Origin of the sequence: Pseudomonas sp. Irchel s3f19 (assembly GCF_900187555.1) — a bacterium.
Taxonomy (GTDB): Bacteria; Pseudomonadota; Gammaproteobacteria; order Pseudomonadales; family Pseudomonadaceae; genus Aquipseudomonas; species Aquipseudomonas capeferrum.
Genome location: NZ_FYDW01000003.1, coordinates 538,289 through 561,066, shown reverse-complemented (window position 1 = coordinate 561,066; position 22,778 = coordinate 538,289). Strand labels below are relative to the sequence as shown.

Genomic DNA, 22,778 nt, shown 5'->3' with positions numbered 1-22,778 from the left:
CGACGTTTCGCACAAGCCCTGGCAGGCCTGCATCAGTGACCGTGACGCCTCAACCACTCGCGGGACAACTCCCGGGCACGCTGGTCGGCGGCAAATACCGCGTCCAACGATGCCAGTGGCACTACGGGCTCCTGATCGAGCACCTGTTCGATCATACCCGCGATCTCCGGGAAGCGGATACGCCGCTGCAGAAATGCCTCGACCGCCACTTCATTGGCCGCGTTGAGCACTGCGGGCGCGCTGTTGCCGGCCTCGGCAGCCTGCCGCGCCAGGCGCAAGCAAGGGAAGCGCTGTTCGTCAGGGGCCTGGAAATCCAGACGCGCGATGGCGAACAAGTCCAGCGGGGCAACCCCGGAATCAATACGCTCTGGCCAGGCCAGCGCGTTGGCGATAGGCGTGCGCATGTCGGGGTTACCCAACTGGGCGAGGACCGAACCGTCCACGTAATCCACCAGCGAGTGGATCACGCTCTGCGGGTGCACCACCACCTCGACCTTGGCGGGCGAGGCATCGAACAACCAGCACGCCTCGATCAACTCCAGGCCCTTGTTCATCATACTGGCCGAATCCACGGAAATCTTGCGCCCCATGGACCAGTTGGGATGGGCGCAGGCCTGTTCCGGGGTGACATCGGCGAGCGCCGCATGCGGTGTTTCGCGGAACGGGCCGCCCGACGCGGTGAGCAGGATGCGGCGCACACCCACCTGGCTCAGGCCACGGGCATAGTCACCCGGCAGGCACTGGAAGATCGCATTGTGCTCGCTGTCGATCGGCAACAGCACGGCACCACTGCGCCGCACCGCCTCCATGAACAGCGCGCCAGACATCACCAGCGCCTCCTTGTTGGCCAGCAGCACCTTCTTGCCCGCCTCGACGGCCGCCAAGGTCGGTCGCAGCCCGGCCGCGCCTACGATGGCCGCCATGACCGCATCCACTTCCGCAGCCGCGGCCACCTGGCACAGCCCCGCCTCGCCTTCCAGCACCTGCGTGGCACAACCCGCTGCCGCCAGGCCGTCACGTAAACGTGCAGCCCCCTCGGCACTTGGCACCACCGCAAACTCGGGACGATGGCGCACGCACAACGCCAGCAGCTCATCGATGCGCGAGTAACCGCTCAATGCGAAAACCGAGTAACGCTCGGGATGACGCGCGATCACATCCAGCGTGCTCAGGCCAATGGAGCCTGTGGCGCCAAGCACGGTGATGCGTTGCACCGCACTCACATCACACCCCATTCGGCAGCCCACAGCAGCACCGCAAACAGCGGGATGGCTGCGGTCAGGCTGTCGATGCGGTCAAGTACGCCACCATGGCCGGGCAGCAGGTTACTGCTGTCCTTGATGCCGGAACGGCGCTTGAACATGCTTTCGGTCAGGTCACCGATCACCGAGGCCATGACCACCAGCGCCGCGCCCAGCAGGCCCAGCAAAATCTGGCCGATGCCCCAGTCGCGGCTGATACCGACTGCCAGGGTGATGACCAGGCTGACGACCAGGCCGCCATAGACGCCTTCCCAACTTTTGCCCGGGCTGACCTGCGGCGCCAGTTTGCGCTTGCCGAAGGCTCGCCCAGAGAAATAGGCACCGATGTCGGCGGCCCATACCAGCACCATCACCGACAGGATCAGCCAGTTGCCCAGCGGCCAGTGCTTGAGCAGCACCAGGCCCTGCCACGCCGGTAGCAATACCAGCAGGCCGATCAGCAGGCGACAGGCCGCACTGGCCCACAGTTCGCTGCTGCGCGGGTAGGTCAGCACCAGCCAGGTAGCCAGTGCCCACCAGATCACCGACGCACCGAGCACCCAGGGCGCCAGGTCAGGCATCAGGTGCAGCAGCATCAGCGCACCGCCGACGACGGCGGCATAGGCAATGCGCAGCGGCTGGGCCATCAAACCGGCCAGGCGCGCCCACTCCCAGGCCCCGAGGGTGACCACGAAGCCGATGAACAGGGCGAAATCCCCACCATTGAGCAGGAAGAAGCCACCCAGCGCGACCGGCAACAGGATCAGCGCGGTAATGATGCGTTGTTTAAGCATTAAGCACGAGCTCCAGCCTCGACCTGCTCGCTGGTCTTACCGAAGCGGCGCTGGCGCGAAGCGAAATCGGCCAGGGCATTGCGCATGGCCTCGTGTTTGAAGTCCGGCCAGTACAGGTCGGAGAAATACAGCTCGGCATAGGCCAGCTGCCACAGCAGGAAATTGCTGATGCGCCGCTCGCCACCGGTACGGATACACAAGTCGGGCAGCGGCAACTCGCCCGTGGACAGGCAGGTTTGCAGCAGACCCGGCGTAATGTCGTCCGGGCGCAGATGGCCGGCCTGTACTTCCCGCGCCAGGCGCTGGGCAGCCTGGGCGATGTCCCACTGGCCACCGTAGTTGGCCGCGATCTGCAGTATGAAGCGGTTGTTGCCGGCGGTCAGCGCTTCGGCCTCACGCATGGCAGCCTGCAGCTCGGGATGGAAGCGTGAGCGATCGCCGATGATGCGCAAGCAGATGTTGTTCTCGTTGAGGCGGCGAGCCTCACGGCGCAAGGCCGAGAAGAACAGCTCCATCAGCGCTCCGACTTCTTCGGCGGGGCGTTGCCAGTTCTCGCTGGAGAAGGCGAACAGGGTCAGGACCTCGACCCCCGATTCGGCACAGACTTCGATGACCGCGCGAACGGCATCGACGCCAGCCTTGTGCCCGGCAACACCGGGCAACAGGCGCTTCTTCGCCCAACGGTTGTTGCCATCCATGATGATCGCGACGTGTCGCGGCACCGAGGACGGCGCCGCTGGCTTGGTCTTTTCCATTAAAAAACCTCGGCCTTAAACGGCCAACAGGTCCTTTTCCTTGGCTTTGAACGCCGCGTCGATGTCAGCGACGAACTTGTCGGTGAGCTTCTGGATCTCGTCAGCAGCGCGACGTTCTTCGTCTTCGCTGATTTCCTTGTCCTTGGTCAGCTTCTTCAGGTCGGCGAGGGCATCGCGGCGCACGTTACGCACGGCAACCTTGGCATCTTCGGCAACGCCGCTGGCCTGTTTGGTGTAACCCTTGCGGGTTTCCTCGGTCAGGGCCGGCATCGGTACGCGGATGGTGGTACCGGCGCTGGACGGGTTCAGGCCCAGGTCGGAAGTCAGGATGGCTTTTTCAATGGCTGCGCTGAGGTTCTTGTCGTGGGCGACAATTTTCAGGGTGCGGGCGTCTTCGACGGAAATCGCAGCCACCTGGTTCAGCGGCATGTCGCTACCCCAGGCAGTCACCTTGACGCTGTCCAGGATGCTTGGGTGGGCGCGACCGGTGCGGATAGCTGCCAGGTGGCGACCCAGCGCCTCGATGGACTTGCCCATGCGGTCCTGGGCGTCTTTCTTGATAGCGTTGATCATTTTTGAACTTCCTCGATCAGAGTTCCTTCCGCGCCGCCATGCACGATGTTCAGCAAGGCGCCGGGTTTGTTCATGTTGAAGACGCGCAACGGCATCTTGTGGTCGCGGCACAGACAGATTGCCGTCAGATCCATCACACCCAGCTTGCGATCCAGCACTTCATCGTAGGTCAGATGATCGAACTTCTCGGCATGCGGGTCCTTGAATGGATCTGCAGTGTATACACCATCGACCTTGGTTGCCTTCAATACCACGTCGGCATCGATTTCGATGGCGCGCAGGCAAGCGGCGGAGTCGGTGGTAAAGAACGGGTTGCCGGTACCGGCAGCGAAGATCACGACCTCTTTGGCATTGAGGTGGCGCATGGCTTTGCGGCGATCATAGTGATCGGTTACGCCAACCATGGAAATGGCCGACATGACGATGGCGGTAATGTTTGCCCGCTCCAGCGCGTCGCGCATGGCCAGGGCGTTCATCACGGTCGCCAGCATGCCCATGTGGTCACCGGTGACGCGGTCCATGCCGGCTGCACTGAGCGCCGCACCACGGAACAGGTTGCCACCGCCGATTACCAGACCTACCTGAACACCGATGCCGACCAGCTGGCCGACCTCCAGCGCCATGCGATCCAGGACCTTGGGGTCGATCCCGAACTCTTCCGAGCCCATCAGGGCCTCGCCGCTAAGTTTGAGTAGAATGCGTTTATAGCGAGCCTGATAACCACTGCCCTGCTGAGCCATTGCGAATCTCTCCTGCGGCGTTTGTAAAATTCTGCGGGCTGTTTGAGCCTGCGTGTAACTCTAACGTGACGCAGCGACTGCGTCAGCGAGGAACGGTTCTGAAAACCACTCCCGCTTTGACAAAGAGGCTGCGCGCGTGAGCGGGCAGCCTCTTTGGGGCGACAGACGGGTCTGTCTTACTGCTTGGCAGCAGCCAGCTGAGCAGCAACTTCTTCAGCGAAGTTGTCGACCGGCTTCTCGATGCCTTCGCCTACTTTGAAGTAGGTGAAGGAAACGATTTCAGCGCCGGCTTTCTTGGCCAGTTCGCCGACTTTGATTTCCGGGTTCATGACGAAGGCCTGTTCAACCAGGCTGGCTTCGGCCAGGAACTTGGAAATACGGCCTTTGATCATGTTCTCGACGATGTTCTCAGGCTTGCCTTTGATCTTGTCTTCGTTCAGTTGCAGGAAGACCGCCTTCTCACGCTCGATAGCCTCAGCCGAGACTTCCGATGGCAGCAGGAACTCTGGGTTGCTGGCAGCCACGTGCATGGCGATTTCTTTGGCCAGTTGAACGTCGCCGCCCTTCAGCACAACAGCAACACCGATCTTGTTGCCGTGCAGGTAGGTACCGACAACGTCACCTTCAACGCGCACCAGGCGACGGATGTTGACGTTCTCGCCAACCTTGGCAACCAGGGCTTCGCGAGCCGCTTCACGGGAAGCGATCAGCGGAGCGGCATCGGTCAGCTTCTCGGCGAAGGCTTGCTCGACACTTTCAGCAACGAAGTTCTTGAAGTCGTCTTGCAGGGCCAGGAAGTCGGTCTGCGAGTTCACTTCCAGCAGAACGGCGGACTTTTCGTCGGCCTTGATGGCGATAGCGCCTTCAGCAGCAACGTTGCCAGCCTTTTTGGCAGCCTTGATGGCGCCGGAGGCACGCATGTCGTCAATGGCTTTTTCGATGTCGCCGCCGGCCTTGGTCAGCGCCTTCTTGCAATCCATCATGCCTTCGCCGGTACGCTCGCGCAGTTCTTTGACCAGCGCCGCAGTAATCTCTGCCATTTCAAAATCCTCTTGGAAAGTTTTTCAACCATTCCACCCGCTCGTCACGGGCGTTCAATTCTGCAAATCCGCTGTTTTCGTCTCAGCAGGCCCATAGTGCGGGGCCGTTGCTGACAGCAGGATTTCAAGGTGGCAAAAAGGGGGCAGAGCCCCCTTTTTGCGTGCCAAGTAGACGCCAGGCGTCAATTACTCAGCAGCAGGTGCAGCCGCTTCTTCAGCGTAGACTTCGGTGCCGCCAGCAACGTTGTTGCGGCCGCGGATGATGGCGTCAGCCATCGAAGTCATGTACAGCTCGATAGCGCGAATGGCGTCATCGTTACCTGGGATGATGTAGTCAACACCTTCCGGGCTGCTGTTGGTATCGACAACGCCGATGACCGGGATGCCCAGCTTGTTGGCTTCGGTGATAGCAATGCGCTCGTGGTCAACGTCGATCACGAACAGGGCATCAGGCAGGCCGCCCATGTCCTTGATACCACCCAGGCTGCGGTCCAGCTTTTCCAGATCGCGCGAACGCATCAGGGCTTCTTTCTTGGTCAGCTTGGCAAAGGTGCCATCTTCGGCCTGAGTTTCCAGGTCGCGCAGACGCTTGATCGAAGCACGGATGGTTTTGTAGTTGGTCAGCATGCCGCCCAACCAGCGGTGGTCAACGTATGGCGAACCGGCACGAGCAGCTTGCTCGGCGACGATCTTGCCGGCGGAACGCTTGGTGCCGACGAACATGATCTTGTTCTTGCCCTGGGCCAGGCGCTCTACGAAGGCCAGAGCCTCGTTGAACATCGGCAGGGTTTTTTCCAGGTTGATGATGTGGATCTTGTTACGCGCGCCGAAAATGTACTTGCCCATTTTCGGGTTCCAGTAACGGGTCTGGTGACCGAAGTGCACACCGGCCTTCAGCATATCGCGCATGTTGACTTGGGACATGATAGTTCCTTGGTAAGTCGGGTTGGGCCTCCACGCATCCCAATGACCAACCCGCAAATTCTGCAATTCGGGGCACCCAGGTCATCGTGTCGACACGTGTGTGGGTTTAAGGCTAACGGGGTCTACCCCGAAAGCGGCGCATTTTATACCACAGACCGCGAGCGAACGGAACCCGAATACTGTTGCGTCCGTCAGCGGCTTTTGCAGCACCCAGGCTTTCAGGCCAGAATGCCCTCTATAGACAGCAGCTTGGCCGCCTTTATCCCGACCGATTGCCGCCCTGCTCTGCTAGAATCCGGCCTTTCCCGTTTGTTCGCGCCGTGCACGGCGCCGTAGAGAGCCTGTAATGACCGTCACCATCAAGACCGCAGAAGACATCGAGAAGATGCGCATCGCCGGCCGCCTGGCCGCCGACGTGCTGGAAATGATCGAAGCGCACGTCAAACCCGGTGTCACCACCGAAGAACTGGACCGCCTGTGCCACGACTACATCGTCAACGTCCAGCAGGCCATCCCGGCGCCGCTCAACTACAAGGGCTACCCCAAGTCGATCTGCACCTCGATCAACCATGTGGTCTGCCACGGCATCCCCAACGACAAGCCACTAAAGGACGGTGACACGCTGAACATCGACGTCACCGTGATCAAGGACGGCTATCACGGCGACACCAGCCGCATGTTCCACGTCGGCAAGGTACCCGTGTGGGCCGAGCGCCTGTCCCAGGTCACCCAGGAATGCATGTACAAGGCCATCGAACTGGTCAAGCCTGGTTGCCGCCTGGGCGACATCGGCGAAGTGATCCAGAAGCACGCTGAAAAGAACGGCTTCTCGGTGGTGCGCGAATTCTGCGGCCATGGCATCGGCAAGGTGTTCCACGAAGAACCGCAAATTCTTCACTACGGCCGCGCCGGCACCGGCATGGAACTCAAAGAAGGCATGACCTTCACCATCGAGCCGATGATCAACCAGGGCAAGGCCGACACCAAGGTGCTGGGCGACGGCTGGACCGCCATCACCAAGGACCGCAAGCTCTCGGCCCAGTGGGAGCACACCCTGGTGGTGACCGCTACCGGCTACGAGATCTTTACCCTGCGCAAGGACGACACCATCGCGCGCACCTCGGCCTGAGTCCGCGCCAGGCACCCCACGACAGGAACGCGACGCAATGCCCCAGGTGGATCCCGAGCTGTTCGACCGCGGCCAGTTCCAGGCGGAACTGGCCCTCAAGGCGAGCCCTATCACCGCCTTCAAGAAAGCCATCCGCCAGGCTGGCGAGGTGCTCGACAAGCGTTTTCGCGATGGCCGCGAGATCCGCCGGCTGATCGAGGACCGCGCCTGGCTCGTCGACAACATCCTGCAGCAGGCCTGGAACCAGTTCGACTGGGGCGACCAGCACGGTATCGCCCTGGTCGCAGTGGGCGGCTACGGGCGCGGTGAACTGCACCCGCACTCGGACATCGACCTGCTGATCCTGTTGGGCGCCGCCGAGCACGAGCAGTACCGCGAGGCCATCGAGCGCTTCCTTACCCTGCTGTGGGACATCGGCCTGGAAGTGGGCCAGAGCGTGCGCACCGTCGACGAATGTGCCGAACAGGCGCGTGCGGACCTCACGGTCATCACCAACATGATGGAAAGCCGCACGATTGCCGGCCCCGAAGCCTTGCGCCAGCGCATGCTCGAAGTCACCAGCACCGAGCACATGTGGCCGAGCAAGGAGTTCTTCCTGGCCAAGCGTGCCGAGCTCAAGGCCCGCCACCACAAGTACAACGACACCGAGTACAACCTTGAGCCCAACGTCAAGGGTTCACCCGGTGGCCTGCGCGACATCCAGACCGTGCTGTGGGTGGCCCGCCGCCAATACGGCACCCTGAACCTGCACGCACTGGCAGGCGAAGGCTTCTTGCTGGAAAGCGAGAACGAACTGCTGGCCTCCTCCCAGGACTTCCTGTGGAAGGTGCGCTACGCCCTGCACATGCTGGCCGGGCGCGCCGAAGACCGCTTGCTGTTCGATCACCAGCGCAGCATCGCCGCGCTGCTGGGCTACAGCGACGAAAACCCCAAGCGCGCGATCGAACAGTTCATGCAGCAGTACTACCGGGTGGTGATGAGCATCAGCCAGTTGTGCGACCTGATCATCCAGCACTTCGAGGAAGTCATCCTCGCCGACGAGGACAGTGGCACTACTCAGCCGCTGAATGCGCGCTTCCGCCTGCACGACGGCTATATAGAAGCGACCAAGCCGAACGTGTTCAAGCGCACGCCGTTCGCCATGCTGGAAATTTTCGTGCTGATGGCCCAGCACCCGGAGATCAAAGGGGTACGTGCCGACACCGTGCGCCTGCTGCGCGAACACCGCCACCTGATCGACGAAACGTTCCGCCACGATATCCGCAACACCAGCCTGTTCATCGAGCTGTTCAAGTGCGAGATCGGCATCCACCGCAACCTGCGGCGGATGAACCGCTACGGCATTCTTGGCCGCTACCTGCCGGAGTTCGGCCTGATCGTCGGGCAGATGCAGCATGACCTGTTCCACATTTATACGGTCGATGCGCACACGCTCAACCTTATCAAGCACCTGCGCAAACTGCAGTACACGCCGGTTTCCGAAAAATTCCCGCTGGCCAGCAAGCTCATGGGCCGCCTGCCCAAACCCGAGCTTATCTACCTGGCCGGGCTTTACCACGACATCGGCAAGGGCCGCCAGGGTGACCATTCGGAGCTGGGCGCGGTGGACGCGCAAGCGTTCTGCGAGCGCCACCAGTTGCCCGCCTGGGACAGCCGCCTGATCGTCTGGCTGGTGCTGAACCACCTGGTGATGTCCACCACCGCCCAGCGCAAGGACCTGTCCGACCCGCAGGTGATCAACGATTTCGCCTTGCACGTGGGTGACGAAACCCGCCTGGACTACCTCTACGTGCTGACCGTGGCCGACATCAACGCCACCAACCCGAGCCTGTGGAACTCCTGGCGTGCCAGCCTGCTGCGCCAGCTCTACACCGAAACCAAGCGCGCGCTGCGCCGTGGGTTGGAAAACCCGCTGGACCGTGAAGAGCAGATTCGCCAGACCCAGAGCGCGGCACTGGACATCCTGATCCGCGAGGGCACCGACCCGGACGACGTGGAGCAACTCTGGTCGCAGCTGGGTGACGACTACTTCCTCAAGCACACCGCCGCCGACGTGGCCTGGCACAGTGACGCCATCCTCCAGCAGCCCGCTGACGGTGGGCCACTGGTGCTGATCAAGGAAACCACCTCGCGCGAGTTCGAGGGCGGCACGCAGATCTTCATCTATGCCCCCGACCAACACGACTTCTTCGCCGTGACCGTGGCGGCCATGTCGCAGCTCAACCTGAACATCCATGACGCGCGGATCATCACCTCGAGCAGCCAGTTCACCCTCGACACCTATATCGTGCTCGACAACGACGGTGGCTCGATCGGCGACAACCCGCAGCGGGTCAAACAGATTCGCGACGGCCTGACCGAAGCGCTACGCAACCCCGAGGACTATCCGACGATCATTCAGCGCCGGGTGCCGCGCCAGCTCAAGCACTTCAACTTCCCGCCGCAGGTCACCATCCTCAACGATGCCCAGCGGCCGGTGACCATCCTCGAGATCACCGCCCCCGACCGCCCGGGCCTGCTGGCCAGGATCGGGCGCATCTTCCTGGAGTTTGATCTGTCGCTGCAGAACGCCAAGATCGCCACCCTTGGCGAGCGCGTGGAAGACGTGTTCTTCATCACCGACGCCGACAACCAGCCGCTGTCCGACCCGCAGCTGTGCAGCCGCCTGCAGGAGGCCATCGTGCAGCAGCTGCAGGCCGGCCAGGCGAGCGATGCCAGCCCTACCCGCGTGACCTTTTAACGATTGACGAGACCTTGCGCCGATGAACCATGCCCTGACCCAGCTTCAGCCCTACCCGTTCGAGAAACTCCGTGCCCTGCTGGGCAGCGTAAAGCCTGCGGCGGACAAACGCGCCATCGCCCTGTCGATCGGCGAGCCCAAGCACGCCTCGCCGGCGTTCGTCGCCCAGGCCATGACCGACAACCTCGACAAGCTGGCGGTGTACCCCAGCACCCTTGGCCTGCCAGCCTTGCGCCAGGCCATCGGCCAGTGGTGCGAACGTCGTTTCGGCGTGCCGGCCGGCTGGCTGGATGCCGACCGCCACATCCTGCCGGTCAACGGCACCCGTGAAGCGCTGTTCGCCTTCACCCAGGCCGTGGTCAACCGCGCCGATGATGGCCTGGTGGTCAGCCCGAACCCGTTCTACCAGATCTACGAAGGCGCGGCCCTGCTGGCAGGTGCCACCCCGCATTACCTGCCGTGCCTTGAAAACAACGGTTTCAACCCGGACTTCGATGCCGTGCCAGCGGATGTCTGGCAGCGTTGCCAGATCCTGTTCCTGTGCTCGCCGGGCAACCCCACTGGCGCGCTGGTGCCGATGGACACCCTGAAGAAACTGATCGCTTTGGCCGACGAGCACGATTTCGTGATTGCCGCCGACGAGTGCTACAGCGAGCTGTACTTCGACGAAGACGCGCCCCCCCCGGGCCTGCTCAGCGCCTGCGCCGAGCTTGGTCGCAGCGACTTCAAGCGTTGCGTGGTGTTCCACAGCCTGTCCAAGCGTTCCAACCTGCCTGGCCTGCGCTCGGGCTTCGTGGCAGGTGATGCCGAAATCATCAAACCCTTCCTGCTGTACCGCACCTACCACGGCTGCGCCATGCCCGTGCAAACCCAGCTGGCCAGCATCGCGGCCTGGCAGGATGAGGCGCATGTGCGCGACAACCGTGACCAGTACCGGGCCAAGTACGCAGCCGTGCTGGATATCCTGCAGCCGGTGATGGATGTGCAGCGGCCCGATGGCAGCTTCTACCTGTGGGCCAAGGTACCGGGCTGCGATGCTGCGTTCACCCGCGACCTGTTCGAAGCCGAGCATGTGACCGTGGTACCCGGGTCGTACCTGTCGCGTGAAGTGGATGGCGTCAACCCAGGCGCTGGCCGGGTGCGCATGGCGCTGGTTGCGCCGTTGGCCGAATGCATCGAGGCGGCTGAGCGAATTCGCGCGTTCCTGCAGAATCGCTGATTGAGCTGAAGGGGGCGCTTGGCGCCCCTTTCGCTACCTACCTGATGGCCCCCAGGTTCGCCTCGCTCATATCCAACTCCCCCAGCACCTGCCGCACCACCTCATCGCCCACCAGGTGCTGGCGATGCAGGTTGTACAATTCCAGACGCTGCGCCCGCAGCGCACGCAAGCGCAAACGCCGCTCAAGCAAGTCCATCTGCTCAGCCAGGGCCCGCGCCTCGGCCGTGTCGTTGTAACTGTTCAGCTCGTCGCGGTACTCCGCCATCAGCCGCGCCTTGAGCTCGGTTGCCAAGGTCGCCTGGGCCGCATCCTGCGGTGCATTGGCGTCGATTACCTCCTCCGCCTCCAGCGCATGAATCGCAGCCTCCGCGGTACGTCGCCAGGCTTCCAGTACTTCCTGATGCAGGCGCTCGTCGGGGCTTTTAGTCACACCGCGCAGCAGGATCGGCAAGGCGATACAGGCACTGATCAGCGACAACAGGATCACCCCGGCCGCAATGAAAATCAGCAGGTCACGCTCGGGGAAGGCCTTGCCCGCCCCCATCAGCAGCGGCACCGACATCACACCGGCCAAGGTGACCGCACCGCGTACGCCACCAAGGGTCAGCAACCAGCAGGAACGCGCCGTTGGCATCAGCACCAACGCCGGCTTGCCGCGCCAACGGCGCACCACCCCGATGGCCCGCCAGATGCTCTGCACCCAGATGAACCGCAGCAGGATCAACGCGGCAAAGATCGCCAGCACATCCAGGCAGCGCCAGGCCAGGGTCGGCCACACGGTGGGCTCGTGGCTCACCACGGCCTTGATGATGTCCGGCAACTGCAAGCCGAGCAGCAGGAAGATCAAGCCATTAAAGGCAAACTCCAGCAACGACCACACGCTGCGGTTGAGCAGGCGGGTGCTGGTCTGGCGTGGCAGCAGGTCGAGCCAGCTCTGCATCATGCCGGCAGCTACCGCCGAGAGGATGCCGGACACACCCAGGCGCTCGGCCAGTACGTAAGCGGCAAAGGGCAGCAGCAGCATGAACACCACGTGCGTAGCCGGGTCGTCCCAGCCCCGCGCGATCATCCAGATGCGCAGCCGGCCGATCAGCCAGCTCAGCGCAACGCCGACCGCCAGGCCGCCGAGGGCAACCAGGACGAAACTGAAGCTGGCATCGGCCAACGAGAACACCCCGGTAATCGCTGCGGCCAGGGCAAACTTGAACGTCACCAGGCCCGAGGCATCGTTCATCAACGCTTCGCCCTGCAGCATGTGCATCAGCGGTGTCGGCAAGCGGTCCTGGGCGATGGCCGAGACCGCCACGGCATCGGTCGGCGACAGCACGGCCGCCAGGGCGAAGGCGACTGCCAGCGGGATGCTGGGCAGCAGCCAGTGAATGAAGTAACCAGCGCCCACCACGGTGAACAGCACCAGGCCCACGGCCAGCGCCACCACTGGGCCACGAATGCGCCACAGCTCGCGCTTGGGAATGCGCCAGCCGTCGGCAAACAGCAGCGGTGGCAGGAACAGGAAAAGGAACAGTTCAGGGTCAAGGGCCACGTGCAGGCCCAGGGTCGGCCAGGCTAACAAGGCACCGGCGGCGATCTGCACCAAGGGCAGCGGCAGCGGAATGATTCGGCCGACCAGTTTTGACACGCTTACCAGCGTCAGCAGGATGAGGACGGTATAGGCTGACTGCATCGGTGAAAGCTTCCTTTATGAATCAATAACTACAGCGGGGTGAAACATCGCCATTGAAACAATATGTTAGCGGCGAGTGGGGATTCTGGACCGCTGCACCATAGTCGCAAGTGGCACATGAATATGTAACACAATGCTGCGTGTGTTTGCGCGATGGGGGCATGGCGGCAGAGCTCTGGCGCCTCTGAGATCGAGCGCCGCGCGGGCGGCGCTCGATCTCAGAGGCGCCAAAAAACCCGAACCTTACCCTATACCCCCCATTCGCCCACACCCCGTGGCGCTCACCACATCGTTCACGCATAATCCCGCGACTGACATTCGAAAATGGAGAGATTGGGGCAGCCTGTGGCCTCAATGTACACAATGACCTACACGCTCTACGGCATCAAAGCCTGCGACACCATGAAAAAGGCGCGCACCTGGCTCGAAGACAAAGCCATCGGCTACGAATTCCACGACTACAAGACCCAAGGCATCGACCGTGACAGCCTGAACCGCTGGTGCGACGAACACGGCTGGGAAGTCATCCTCAACCGTGCCGGCACCACCTTCCGCAAGCTCGACGACGCCAGCAAGGCCGACATCGACCAAGCCAAGGCCGTCGAACTGATGCTGGCCCAGCCGTCGATGATCAAGCGTCCGGTACTCGACCTTGGCACGCGCACATTGGTCGGCTTCAAGCCGGACCTGTACGCCGCCGCACTGGCCTGAGCCCATCACCGCTCAATACCCTATTTCGCACGAGGTAATCACATGTCCAATACTCTGTTCAGCCTGGCCTTCGGTGTCGGCTCCCAGAACCGCCAGGGTACCTGGCTGGAAGTCTTCTACGCCCAACCTCTGGTCAACCCAAGCGCCGACCTGATCGCCGCCGTTGCCCCGATCCTGGGCTACGAAGGCGGTAACCAGGCCATTGCGTTCAGCAACGGGCAAGCAGCGCAACTGGCCGAAGCCGTGAAAGGTGTCGATGCCACCCAGGCGGCCCTGCTGACCCGCCTGGCCGAAAGCCACAAGCCGCTGGTCGCCACCTTGCTGGCCGAAGACGCAGCGCTGACCTCGACCCCAGAGGCCTACCTCAAGCTGCACCTGCTGTCGCACCGCCTGGTCAAGCCGCACGGCGTGAGCCTGGCCGGCATCTTCCCGCTGCTGCCGAACGTTGCCTGGACCAACCTGGGCGCCGTCGACCTGGCCGAGCTGGCCCAACTGCAACTGGAAGCGCGCCTGAAGGGCGAGCTGCTGGAAGTGTTCTCGGTAGACAAGTTCCCGAAAATGACCGACTACGTGGTCCCGGCCGGCGTGCGCATCGCCGACACCGCCCGTGTGCGCCTGGGCGCCTACATCGGCGAAGGCACCACCATCATGCACGAAGGCTTCGTCAACTTTAACGCCGGCACCGAAGGCCCGGGCATGATCGAAGGCCGCGTGTCGGCAGGCGTGTTCGTCGGCAAGGGTTCGGACCTGGGCGGCGGCTGCTCGACCATGGGCACCCTGTCCGGCGGCGGCAACATCGTCATCAAAGTTGGCGAAGGCTGCCTGATCGGCGCCAACGCCGGTATCGGCATCCCGCTGGGCGACCGCAACACCGTCGAAGCCGGCCTGTACATCACTGCCGGCACCAAGGTGAACCTGCTGGACGAGCACAACGAGCTGGTCAAAGTGGTCAAGGCCCGCGACCTGGCCGGCCAGACCGACCTGCTGTTCCGCCGCAACTCGCTGAACGGCGCTGTGGAGTGCAAGACCCACAAGTCGGCCATCGAGCTGAACGAGGCGCTGCACGCCCATAACTGAGAACCTTCCACGGTTTGAAGTGATAAGATCGGGTCTGGCGTAATGCCAGACCCGTTTTTCATTCCAGGCCCCGCGAACATGTTCCAGCCCTCCCCCTGGCGTGCCGATTTCCCCGCCATCGACGCCCTGCAACGGCAGCACCAGACCTACCTGGACAGCGCCGCCACCAGCCAGAAACCGCAAGCCCTGCTCGATGCCCTGAGCTATTACTACGGCCATGGCGCGGCCAACGTGCACCGTGCCCAGCACTTGCCCGGCGCACTGGCGACCCAGGCGTTCGAAACCAGCCGCGACAAGGTTGCCGCCTGGCTCAATGCCGCCGACTCGCAGCAGATCATCTTCACCCACGGCGCCACCTCGGCCTTGAACCTGCTGGCCTACGGCCTGGAACACCGCTTCGAAGCCGGCGACGAAATCGCCGTCAGCGCCCTGGAGCACCATGCCAACCTGCTACCCTGGCAACAGCTGGCCCGGCGACGCAACCTGCGCCTGGTGATTCTGCCGCTGGACGTGCAGGGACGTATCGACCTCGACCAGGCACTGCAACTGATCGGGCCACGCACGCGGGTACTGGCGGTCAGCCAGCTGTCCAACGTGCTCGGCACCTGGCAACCGCTGCCAGCCTTGCTGGCCCACGCCCGGGCGCAAGGCGCGCTGACCGTGGTCGATGGCGCCCAAGGCGTGGTGCACGGCCGTCATGATGTGCAGCAGTTGGCCTGCGATTACTACGTGTTTTCCAGCCACAAGCTGTACGGCCCGGAAGGTGTCGGCGTGCTCTACGGCCGCAGCCAGGCGCTGGCGTTGCTACGTCACTGGCAATTTGGCGGTGAAATGGTGCAACTGGCCGAGTACCAGAGCGCCAGCTTCCGCCCCGCGCCACTGGGGTTTGAAGCCGGAACCCCGCCCATCGCAGGTGTTATCGGCCTGGGTGCGACACTCGATTACCTGGCCAGCCTCGATGCCCATGCGGTCGAACGGCATGAGTCCAGCTTGCACCAGCACTTGCTGCGTGGCCTGGCCGACCGCGATGGCATCCGGGTGCTCGGTGCACCGCAGGCGGCGTTGGCCAGCTTCGTCATCGAGGGGGTGCATAACGCAGACATCGCCCACCTGCTGACCGAACAAGGCATCGCCGTACGTGCCGGTCATCATTGCGCTATGCCGCTGCTCAAGGGGCTGGGGCTGGAGGGGGCGATTCGAGTGTCGCTGGGGCTGTATAACGACAGCGATGACCTGCAGCGCTTCTTCGAGGCGCTGGATCAAGGGCTGGAGTTGTTGCGATGAATGTGCCGACACCTGCCCGCGAAGCACTGGAACAGTTTGAACAGGCCCGTGGCTGGGAACAACGTGCACGGCTGCTGATGCAGTGGGGTGATCGGCTTGAGCCGCTGAGCGATGCGGACAAATGCGAGCGCAACCGCGTGCATGGCTGTGAAAGCCTGGTATGGCTGGTGGCTGAGCAGCACGACGGCCAGTGGCAGTTCAAGGCCAGCAGCGATGCACGGTTGTTGCGCGGGCTGCTGGCGTTGCTGCTGGTGCGGGTGCAGGGCTTGGCCAGCAGCGAGCTGGCTGAACTGGATCTGCGGGCCTGGTTCCACCAGCTAGGGCTAGAACGGCAGCTGTCACCCTCGCGCAGCAATGGGCTGCATGCGGTGTTGCAGCGCATGGCCGAGCTGGTTTCTGTCAGTTGAATCGGCGTTGGATGCTTCGCGGGGCAAGCCCGCTCCCACAAGAACCCGCTCATCAATGAGTTAACGGGCTACTGTGGGAGTGGGCTTGCCCCGCGAAAAATGCTGCACAGATCGTGCGCCTTACTCGGGCTTGACCCGCTCCGAAGGCCGCCGGGCACCTGCCACCAGCTTTTCCACGGCCTTGCTCGCCGCCACCATGGCAAAGGTCGCAGTCACCATCATCACCGCGCCAAACCCGCCCGAGCAGTCCAGGCGCACGCCTTCACCGACGAAGCTCTTCTGCAGGCAAACGCTGCCATCCCCCTTGGGGTAGCGCAGCTGCTCGCTGGAAAACACACACGGCACACCGTAGTTGCGGCTGACATTGCGCGAGAAGTTGTAGTCGCGGCGCAAGGTCGAGCGTACCCGCGAGGCCAGCGGGTCGTTGAAGGTCTTGTTGAGGTCACCGACCTGGATCTGCGTCGGGTCGATCTGCCCACCTGCGCCACCGGTGGTGACGATGGCGATCTTGCGGCGCTTGCACCAGGCGATCAGTGCGGCCTTGGCCATGACACTGTCGATACAGTCGATGACACAGTCGAGCCCTTCGGTGATGTACTCGGCCATGGTTTCGCGGGTCACGAAGTCAGCTACCGCATGCACCGTACACGCCGGGTTGATCGCCCGCAGGCGCTCGGCCATGACTTCGACCTTGGGCCTGCCCACCTGCCCTTCCAGGGCATGGGCCTGGCGGTTGGTATTGCTCACGCAGACATCGTCGAGGTCGAACAGGGTAATTTCGCCCACGCCACTGCGGGCCAATGCCTCGGCCGCCCAGGAGCCGACCCCGCCGATACCGACGACCGCCACATGGGCCAACTTCAGCCGTTGCAGGCCATCGTCGCCGTACAACCGGGCAACGCCGGCAAAGCGTGGATCTTCTGTGCTCATCTTGCTACCCCGAAGCTCATACCCCAAAAAACGGCGCGCATTATATGCCAATGGCACCCGTAGCCTCCATCGTTAGGAAAGTGCCTACCAATCCTGCTTTAATATTCACTCAATTCGACAGACTTGGACGACAATGTCATCACGCAAATTCGGCCTCAACCTGGTCGTGGTCCTGGCCATCGCTGCGCTATTTACCGGGTTCTGGGCGCTGATCAACCGCCCGGTGTCAGCGCCTGCCTGGCCGGAACAGATCTCCGGCTTCTCGTATTCGCCGTTCCGTCTGGGCGAAAGCCCGCAAAAGGGCCAATACCCCAACGACGACGAGATGCGCCAGGACCTGGAGCAGATGAGCAAGCTGACCGACAGCATCCGCATCTACACCGTAGAGGGCACCCAAGCCGATATCCCGCGCCTGGCCGAAGAATTCGGCCTGCGGGTGACCTTGGGCATCTGGATCAGCCCGGACCTTGAGCGCAACGAGCGCGAAATCGCCAGCGCCATCGAACTGGCCAACACCTCGCGCAGTGTGGTGCGGGTAGTGGTGGGCAACGAGGCGCTGTTCCGCGAAGAAGTCACCCCGCAAGCCTTGATCCAGTACCTGGACCGGGTACGCGCGGCGGTCAAGGTGCCGGTCACCACCAGTGAGCAATGGCATATCTGGAAGGAAAACCCGGAGCTGGCCAAGCACGTCGACCTGATCGCCGCGCACATCCTGCCTTACTGGGAATTTGTGCCGATGAAAGACTCGGTGGAATTCGTGCTCGACCGCGCCCGCGAGCTCAAGCAGCAGTTCCCACGCAAGCCACTGCTGCTGTCGGAAGTCGGCTGGCCGAGCAACGGCCGTATGCGCGGCGGTGCCGATGCCACCCAGGCCGACCAGGCCATCTACCTGCGCACCTTGGTCAACACCCTCAACCGCCGCGGCTACAACTACTTTGTCATCGAGGCCTACGACCAGCCTTGGAAGGCCAGCGACGAAGGTTCGGTTGGCGCCTACTGGGGCGTGTTCAACGCCGAACGCCAGCAGAAGTTCAACTTCGATGGCCCCGTGGTCGCCATCCCGCAGTGGCGGGCCCTGGCCGTGGCGTCGGTGGTACTGGCGATGATTGCCCTGGCCGTGCTGCTGATCGATGGTTCGGCCTTGCGCCAGCGTGGCCGCACCTTCCTGACTTTCATCACCTTCCTGTGTGGGTCGGTGCTGGTGTGGATCGCCTACGACTACAGCCAGCAATACAGCACCTGGTTCAGCCTGACCGTCGGCGTGCTGCTGGCGCTGGGGGCATTGGGCGTGTTCATCGTGCTGATGACCGAGGCCCACGAACTGGCGGAAGCGGTATGGATTCACAAGCGACGGCGCGAGTTCCTGCCGGTGCAGGCCGACAGCGCCTACCGGCCCAAGGTATCGGTGCATGTACCGTGCTACAACGAGCCGCCCGAGATGGTCAAGCAGACCCTCGACGCCCTGGCCGCGCTGGATTACCCCGACTATGAAGTGCTGGTGATCGACAACAACACCAAGGACCCGGCCGTGTGGGAGCCGCTCAAGGCGCACTGCGAGAAGCTCGGCGAGCGCTTCAAGTTCTTCCACGTCGCGCCGTTGGCCGGTTTCAAGGGCGGCGCACTCAACTACCTGCTCCCGCACACCGCCAAGGACGCCGAAGTGATCGCGGTGATCGACTCGGACTACTGCGTCGACCGCAACTGGCTCAAGCACATGGTGCCGCATTTCGCCGACCCGAAGATCGCCGTGGTGCAGTCGCCGCAGGACTACCGCGACCAGCACGAAAGTGCCTTCAAGAAGCTGTGCTACAGCGAATACAAGGGCTTTTTCCACATCGGCATGGTGACCCGCAACGACCGTGACGCGATCATCCAGCACGGCACCATGACCATGACCCGCCGCACAGTCCTGGAAGAACTCGGCTGGGCCGAATGGTGCATCTGCGAGGATGCCGAACTGGGCCTGCGGGTATTCGAGAAAGGCCTGTCGGCCGCCTACGCCCACAACAGCTACGGCAAGGGCCTGATGCCCGACACCTTCATCGACTTCAAGAAGCAGCGCTTCCGCTGGGCCTATGGCGCCATCCAGATCATCAAGCACCACGCCGGCGCCCTGCTGCGCGGCAAGGGCAGCGAGCTGACTCGTGGCCAGCGCTACCACTTCCTGGCCGGCTGGCTGCCGTGGGTGGCCGACGGCATGAACATCTTCTTCACCGTCGGCGCATTGCTGTGGTCGGCGGCGATGATCATCGTCCCGCACCGGGTCGACCCGCCGCTGATGATTTTCGCCATCCCGCCCCTGGCGCTGTTCTTCTTCAAGGTCGGCAAGATCATCTTCCTGTACCGCCGGGCGGTCGGGGTCAACCTCAAGGATGCCTTCGCCGCGGCACTGGCGGGGCTGGCGTTGTCGCACACCATCGCCAAGGCGGTGTTGTACGGGTTCTTCACCAGCAGCATGCCGTTCTTCCGCACGCCGAAGAACGCCGACAGCCACGGGGTGCTGGTGGCCCTCTCCGAAGCACGTGAAGAGCTGTTCATCATGTTGCTGCTTTGGGGCGCGGCACTGGGCATATTCCTGGTGCAAGGGCTGCCAAGCTCGGACATGCGCTTCTGGGTGGCGATGTTGCTGGTCCAGTCGTTGCCGTATCTGGCGGCGTTGGTGATGGCGTTGCTGTCTTCGCTGCCAAAGCCTGCGGACAAGGTTGCACAGCCACAGCAGGCCTGAAAATCCGGGGGCGCTTTGCGCCCCATCGGCCCGCTTGTTTGATATAAGATAACGCCCCTCGTTTTTCCGCCTTGCCTTGCCCCGGAGTTCCCCATGACGGCCCCTGCCGAGCTCTCGCCTACCCTTCAACTGGCCTGCGACCTGATCCGTCGCCCCTCGGTCACCCCCGTCGATGCCGACTGCCAGGCACAAATGATGAATCGCCTGGGCGCCGTGGGCTTCACCCTCGAACCCATGCGCATCGAGGACGTCGACAACTTCTGGGCCACTCATGGCAACCAGGAAGGTCCGGTGTTGTGCTTCGCTGGCCACACCGACGTGGTGCCGACCGGCCCGGTGCAGCAGTGGCAGCATGAGCCGTTCGAAGCGCTGATCGACGCCGACGGCATGCTCTGCGGCCGTGGCGCCGCCGACATGAAAGGCAGCCTGGCGTCGATGGTGGTGGCCAGCGAGCGTTTCGTGCGTGACTACCCGGGCCACCGCGGCAAGGTCGCCTTCCTGATCACCAGCGACGAAGAAGGCCCGGCCCACCACGGCACCAAGGCCGTGGTCGAGCGCCTGAAAGCGCGCAACGAGCGCCTGGACTGGTGCATCGTCGGCGAGCCTTCGAGCACCAACCTGCTCGGCGACGTGGTCAAGAACGGCCGCCGCGGCTCGCTGGGCGCGAAGCTGACCGTACGTGGCAAGCAAGGCCATGTGGCCTACCCGCACCTGGCGCGCAACCCGATTCACCTCGCCGCCCCCGCCCTGGCAGAACTGGCGGCCGAACACTGGGACGAAGGCAACGCCTTCTTCCCGCCGACCAGCTTCCAGATCTCCAACCTCAACTCCGGCACTGGCGCCACCAACGTGGTACCCGGCGAACTGACCGCGCTGTTCAACTTCCGCTTCTCCACCGAGTCGACCGTCGAAGGCCTGCAACAGCGGGTAGCGGCGATCCTCGACAAGCATCAGCTTGAGTGGAGCGTCGAGTGGGCGCTGTCTGGCCTGCCGTTCCTCACCGAACCGGGCGAGTTGCTCGATGCAGTGTCGGCCAGCATCAAGGCCGTCACCGACCGCGATACCCACCCCTCCACCAGTGGCGGCACCTCGGACGGCCGTTTCATCGCCACCATGGGCACCCAGGTGGTCGAACTCGGCCCGGTCAACGCCACCATTCACCAGGTCGATGAGCGGATCCTGGCCAGCGACCTCGACTTGCTGACCGAGATCTACTACCAGACCCTGGTCCGGTTGCTCGCCTGATGCTCGCCTGCCCCCTCTGCCAGGCAGCCCTGACACCGCTCGACAACGGCGTGGTGTGCCCTGCGGGCCACCGCTTCGACCGTGCGCGCCAGGGTTACCTGAACCTGCTGCCGGTGCAGCACAAGAACAGCCGTGACCCCGGTGACAACCAGGCCATGGTCGAAGCCCGTCGCGACTTCCTCGACGCCGGCCACTATGCCCCGGTGGCCCACCGCCTGGCCGAGCTGGCCGCCGAGCGCCAGCCCGGTGCCTGGCTGGACATCGGTTGCGGTGAAGGCTATTACACCGCGCAGCTCGCCAACGCCCTGCCCGATGCCGACGGCTATGCCCTGGACATCTCGCGCGAGGCGGTCAAGCGCGCCTGCCGGCGTGATCCAGCGGTTACCTGGATGGTCGCCAGCATGGCCCGCGTGCCCCTGGCAGATGCCAGCTGCCAGTTCATCGCCAGCGTGTTCAGCCCGCTGGACTGGGCCGAAGCCAAACGCCTGCTCAGCCCCGGTGGCGGCTTGATGCGGGTCGGCCCGACCAGCGGCCACCTGATGGAGCTGCGCGAAGTGCTCTACGATGAAGTGCGTCCGTATGCCGATGACAAGCACCTGGCCCTGGTGCCGGAGGGCATGGCTCACGCGCACAGCGAAACCCTCGAGTTCCGCCTGAGCCTCGCGGCGCCCAAGGCACGCGCCGACCTGCTGGCCATGACCCCGCACGGCTGGCGCGCCAGCGCCGAAAAACGGGCACAGGTGATCGACCAGCCCGAGCCGTTCGAGGTCACGGTTTCCATGCGTTATGACTATTTCGTGCGCCAAGACTGAGCACACCCGGAGCCCTTATGCGCCAACCTGATATCGAGATTTACCTGAAGGACGCCGACGTCGACCACAAGCAGATTGCCGACTGGCTGGCCCAGGCCGTGGGCCCGTGCAGCGAGTGGCAGCAGAAAGGCCAGACCTTCAAGTGCAAGGCCGGTAACATTCCAGTCACCTGGTTACCCAAGGCTGTGGGGAAATGGAACAGCCTCTACCTGGAAAGCGACCAGACCCCGTGGGCTGATGACATCGCCTGCGCCCGCGCGGCGCACGCCGCACTCGGCGTCGAAGTCCGCTGCGCACCGGGTGGCTGGGTCGAGGAAGACGGTGAAGAAGATGCCGATCGCTGGGTCCGCATCAGCGCCGACGGTGAAGAGGAAATCACCTGGCGCACTTCTTGAGCTGCAAGCTTTAAGTTGCAAGCGCCAAGACGGATCGCATCAGGCTGCAAGTACACGGTCACTTGCAGCTTGAGGCTTACAGCTTGAGGCTCAGAGCCCTACTACGTCCTCGGCTTGCAGGCCTTTCTGGCCCTGCACGCAGGCGTACTCGACCTGCTGCCCTTCGACCAGGGTACGATGCCCCTCACCGCGGATCGCCCGATAGTGGACGAACACATCCGCACCACCTTCGCGCTGAATGAAGCCATAGCCCTTGGCATCGTTGAACCACTTTACATTCCCAGTCTCACGAGACGACATCTGAACTACTCCGGATTTTTATTGTGAAGATCGCCTTGTAGGCACGCAGTCAT

General features: G+C 63.2%; 21 protein-coding genes. 11 read left to right on the top strand and 10 right to left on the bottom strand.

Annotation, left to right across the window (positions count from 1 at the left end):
• Nucleotides 1–32: 32 nt before the first annotated feature.
• From ispC to rpsB, 7 genes are all read right to left on the bottom strand, one after another.
• Nucleotides 33–1,223 (bottom strand): 1-deoxy-D-xylulose-5-phosphate reductoisomerase, encoded by a 1,191-nt coding sequence (gene ispC, locus CKW22_RS10485; RefSeq protein ID WP_033700880.1) that lies wholly within the window; start codon nt 1,221–1,223, stop codon nt 33–35.
• On the bottom strand, nt 1,220–2,035 hold the full coding sequence (locus CKW22_RS10480) for a phosphatidate cytidylyltransferase (RefSeq protein WP_033700881.1): 816 nt from the start codon (nt 2,033–2,035) through the stop codon (nt 1,220–1,222). Before CKW22_RS10480 ends, ispC begins: the two co-directional genes overlap by 4 nt.
• Nucleotides 2,035–2,790, bottom strand: a complete 756-nt coding sequence (gene uppS / locus CKW22_RS10475; RefSeq protein WP_033700882.1) for a polyprenyl diphosphate synthase — start codon at nt 2,788–2,790, stop codon at nt 2,035–2,037. The genes CKW22_RS10480 and uppS overlap by 1 nt, the downstream gene beginning before the upstream one ends.
• A gap of 15 nt (nt 2,791–2,805) precedes the next feature.
• The gene (gene frr / locus CKW22_RS10470; protein WP_033700883.1) at nt 2,806–3,363 is read right to left on the bottom strand and encodes a ribosome recycling factor; all 558 of its coding nucleotides are present in this window, start codon (nt 3,361–3,363) and stop codon (nt 2,806–2,808) included.
• The gene (pyrH, locus tag CKW22_RS10465) at nt 3,360–4,103 is read right to left on the bottom strand and encodes a UMP kinase (RefSeq protein ID WP_016392310.1); all 744 of its coding nucleotides are present in this window, start codon (nt 4,101–4,103) and stop codon (nt 3,360–3,362) included. The genes frr and pyrH overlap by 4 nt, the downstream gene beginning before the upstream one ends.
• A 176-nt stretch (nt 4,104–4,279) precedes the next feature.
• Nucleotides 4,280–5,143, bottom strand: coding sequence for a translation elongation factor Ts (gene tsf, locus CKW22_RS10460; protein ID WP_033700885.1), 864 nt, complete (start codon nt 5,141–5,143; stop codon nt 4,280–4,282).
• A 186-nt stretch (nt 5,144–5,329) separates the two neighbouring features.
• Entirely contained in the window at nt 5,330–6,067 is a 738-nt protein-coding gene (gene rpsB / locus CKW22_RS10455; RefSeq protein ID WP_027595792.1) for a 30S ribosomal protein S2, read from the bottom strand.
• A gap of 346 nt (nt 6,068–6,413) precedes the next feature.
• Between rpsB and map the strand changes: the two genes are divergently transcribed.
• The 3 genes from map to dapC are packed head-to-tail and all read left to right on the top strand — an operon-like array spanning nt 6,414 to nt 11,155.
• Nucleotides 6,414–7,196, top strand: coding sequence for a type I methionyl aminopeptidase (map, locus tag CKW22_RS10450; protein ID WP_033700886.1), 783 nt, complete (start codon nt 6,414–6,416; stop codon nt 7,194–7,196).
• 37 nt (nt 7,197–7,233) lie between these two features.
• Nucleotides 7,234–9,936, top strand: a complete 2,703-nt coding sequence (locus CKW22_RS10445) for a [protein-PII] uridylyltransferase (RefSeq protein ID WP_033700887.1) — start codon at nt 7,234–7,236, stop codon at nt 9,934–9,936.
• Between the two features lie 22 nt (nt 9,937–9,958).
• Nucleotides 9,959–11,155, top strand: a complete 1,197-nt coding sequence (gene dapC, locus CKW22_RS10440; protein WP_033700888.1) for a succinyldiaminopimelate transaminase — start codon at nt 9,959–9,961, stop codon at nt 11,153–11,155.
• Between the two features lie 37 nt (nt 11,156–11,192).
• On the opposite strand, the gene CKW22_RS10435 is transcribed toward dapC, so the two are convergent.
• Entirely contained in the window at nt 11,193–12,839 is a 1,647-nt protein-coding gene (locus CKW22_RS10435) for a Na+/H+ antiporter (protein ID WP_047581606.1), read from the bottom strand.
• Nucleotides 12,840–13,202: 363 nt separating this feature from the next.
• Between CKW22_RS10435 and CKW22_RS10430 the strand changes: the two genes are divergently transcribed.
• The 4 genes from CKW22_RS10430 (at nt 13,203) to CKW22_RS10415 (ending at nt 16,318) form a co-directional block, all read left to right on the top strand.
• The gene (locus tag CKW22_RS10430; protein WP_077068598.1) at nt 13,203–13,550 is read left to right on the top strand and encodes an ArsC family reductase; all 348 of its coding nucleotides are present in this window, start codon (nt 13,203–13,205) and stop codon (nt 13,548–13,550) included.
• 42 nt (nt 13,551–13,592) lie between these two features.
• Nucleotides 13,593–14,627 (top strand): 2,3,4,5-tetrahydropyridine-2,6-dicarboxylate N-succinyltransferase, encoded by a 1,035-nt coding sequence (gene dapD, locus CKW22_RS10425; protein WP_033700891.1) that lies wholly within the window; start codon nt 13,593–13,595, stop codon nt 14,625–14,627.
• A 78-nt stretch (nt 14,628–14,705) separates the two neighbouring features.
• Entirely contained in the window at nt 14,706–15,911 is a 1,206-nt protein-coding gene (locus tag CKW22_RS10420) for a cysteine desulfurase (RefSeq protein WP_033700892.1), read from the top strand.
• A complete protein-coding gene (locus CKW22_RS10415; RefSeq protein WP_033700893.1) occupies nt 15,908–16,318 on the top strand; it encodes a SufE family protein in 411 nt (136 codons plus the stop codon). The genes CKW22_RS10420 and CKW22_RS10415 overlap by 4 nt, the downstream gene beginning before the upstream one ends.
• A gap of 120 nt (nt 16,319–16,438) precedes the next feature.
• Here CKW22_RS10415 and tcdA read toward each other — a convergent pair whose 3' ends face one another.
• A complete protein-coding gene (gene tcdA, locus CKW22_RS10410; protein ID WP_095064085.1) occupies nt 16,439–17,248 on the bottom strand; it encodes a tRNA cyclic N6-threonylcarbamoyladenosine(37) synthase TcdA in 810 nt (269 codons plus the stop codon).
• A gap of 133 nt (nt 17,249–17,381) precedes the next feature.
• Here tcdA and CKW22_RS10405 point away from each other — a divergent pair, with 133 nt between their 5' ends.
• From CKW22_RS10405 to CKW22_RS10390, 4 genes are all read left to right on the top strand, one after another.
• Nucleotides 17,382–19,973: a glycosyltransferase gene (locus CKW22_RS10405; RefSeq protein WP_033700895.1), complete on the top strand. Its 2,592-nt coding sequence runs from the start codon at nt 17,382–17,384 to the stop codon at nt 19,971–19,973.
• A 93-nt stretch (nt 19,974–20,066) separates the two neighbouring features.
• Nucleotides 20,067–21,218, top strand: coding sequence for a succinyl-diaminopimelate desuccinylase (dapE, locus tag CKW22_RS10400; RefSeq protein WP_033700897.1), 1,152 nt, complete (start codon nt 20,067–20,069; stop codon nt 21,216–21,218).
• Nucleotides 21,218–22,030, top strand: a complete 813-nt coding sequence (locus CKW22_RS10395; RefSeq protein WP_033700899.1) for a putative RNA methyltransferase — start codon at nt 21,218–21,220, stop codon at nt 22,028–22,030. Before dapE ends, CKW22_RS10395 begins: the two co-directional genes overlap by 1 nt.
• Nucleotides 22,031–22,047: 17 nt before the next feature.
• On the top strand, nt 22,048–22,425 hold the full coding sequence (locus CKW22_RS10390; protein WP_033700900.1) for a hypothetical protein: 378 nt from the start codon (nt 22,048–22,050) through the stop codon (nt 22,423–22,425).
• A gap of 90 nt (nt 22,426–22,515) precedes the next feature.
• Here the strand turns inward: CKW22_RS10390 and CKW22_RS10385 are convergent, their stop codons facing one another.
• On the bottom strand, nt 22,516–22,725 hold the full coding sequence (locus CKW22_RS10385) for a cold-shock protein (RefSeq protein WP_027595776.1): 210 nt from the start codon (nt 22,723–22,725) through the stop codon (nt 22,516–22,518).
• Nucleotides 22,726–22,778: the final 53 nt, after the last annotated feature.

Bases quoted from the DNA above. Each gene is read 5' to 3' on its own strand.
- CKW22_RS10480 (WP_033700881.1), bottom strand. From the start codon at position 2,035: ATGCTTAAACAACGCATCATTACCGCGCTGATCCTGTTGCCGGTCGCG.
- uppS (WP_033700882.1), bottom strand. From the start codon at position 2,790: ATGGAAAAGACCAAGCCAGCGGCGCCGTCCTCGGTGCCGCGACACGTC.
- frr (WP_033700883.1), bottom strand. From the start codon at position 3,363: ATGATCAACGCTATCAAGAAAGACGCCCAGGACCGCATGGGCAAGTCC.
- pyrH (WP_016392310.1), bottom strand. From the start codon at position 4,103: ATGGCTCAGCAGGGCAGTGGTTATCAGGCTCGCTATAAACGCATTCTA.
- tsf (WP_033700885.1), bottom strand. From the start codon at position 5,143: ATGGCAGAGATTACTGCGGCGCTGGTCAAAGAACTGCGCGAGCGTACC.
- rpsB (WP_027595792.1), bottom strand. From the start codon at position 6,067: ATGTCCCAAGTCAACATGCGCGATATGCTGAAGGCCGGTGTGCACTTC.
- map (WP_033700886.1), top strand. From the start codon at position 6,414: ATGACCGTCACCATCAAGACCGCAGAAGACATCGAGAAGATGCGCATC.
- CKW22_RS10445 (WP_033700887.1), top strand. From the start codon at position 7,234: ATGCCCCAGGTGGATCCCGAGCTGTTCGACCGCGGCCAGTTCCAGGCG.
- dapC (WP_033700888.1), top strand. From the start codon at position 9,959: ATGAACCATGCCCTGACCCAGCTTCAGCCCTACCCGTTCGAGAAACTC.
- CKW22_RS10435 (WP_047581606.1), bottom strand. From the start codon at position 12,839: ATGCAGTCAGCCTATACCGTCCTCATCCTGCTGACGCTGGTAAGCGTG.
- CKW22_RS10430 (WP_077068598.1), top strand. From the start codon at position 13,203: ATGACCTACACGCTCTACGGCATCAAAGCCTGCGACACCATGAAAAAG.
- dapD (WP_033700891.1), top strand. From the start codon at position 13,593: ATGTCCAATACTCTGTTCAGCCTGGCCTTCGGTGTCGGCTCCCAGAAC.
- CKW22_RS10420 (WP_033700892.1), top strand. From the start codon at position 14,706: ATGTTCCAGCCCTCCCCCTGGCGTGCCGATTTCCCCGCCATCGACGCC.
- CKW22_RS10415 (WP_033700893.1), top strand. From the start codon at position 15,908: ATGAATGTGCCGACACCTGCCCGCGAAGCACTGGAACAGTTTGAACAG.
- tcdA (WP_095064085.1), bottom strand. From the start codon at position 17,248: ATGAGCACAGAAGATCCACGCTTTGCCGGCGTTGCCCGGTTGTACGGC.
- CKW22_RS10405 (WP_033700895.1), top strand. From the start codon at position 17,382: ATGTCATCACGCAAATTCGGCCTCAACCTGGTCGTGGTCCTGGCCATC.
- dapE (WP_033700897.1), top strand. From the start codon at position 20,067: ATGACGGCCCCTGCCGAGCTCTCGCCTACCCTTCAACTGGCCTGCGAC.
- CKW22_RS10395 (WP_033700899.1), top strand. From the start codon at position 21,218: ATGCTCGCCTGCCCCCTCTGCCAGGCAGCCCTGACACCGCTCGACAAC.
- CKW22_RS10390 (WP_033700900.1), top strand. From the start codon at position 22,048: ATGCGCCAACCTGATATCGAGATTTACCTGAAGGACGCCGACGTCGAC.
- CKW22_RS10385 (WP_027595776.1), bottom strand. From the start codon at position 22,725: ATGTCGTCTCGTGAGACTGGGAATGTAAAGTGGTTCAACGATGCCAAG.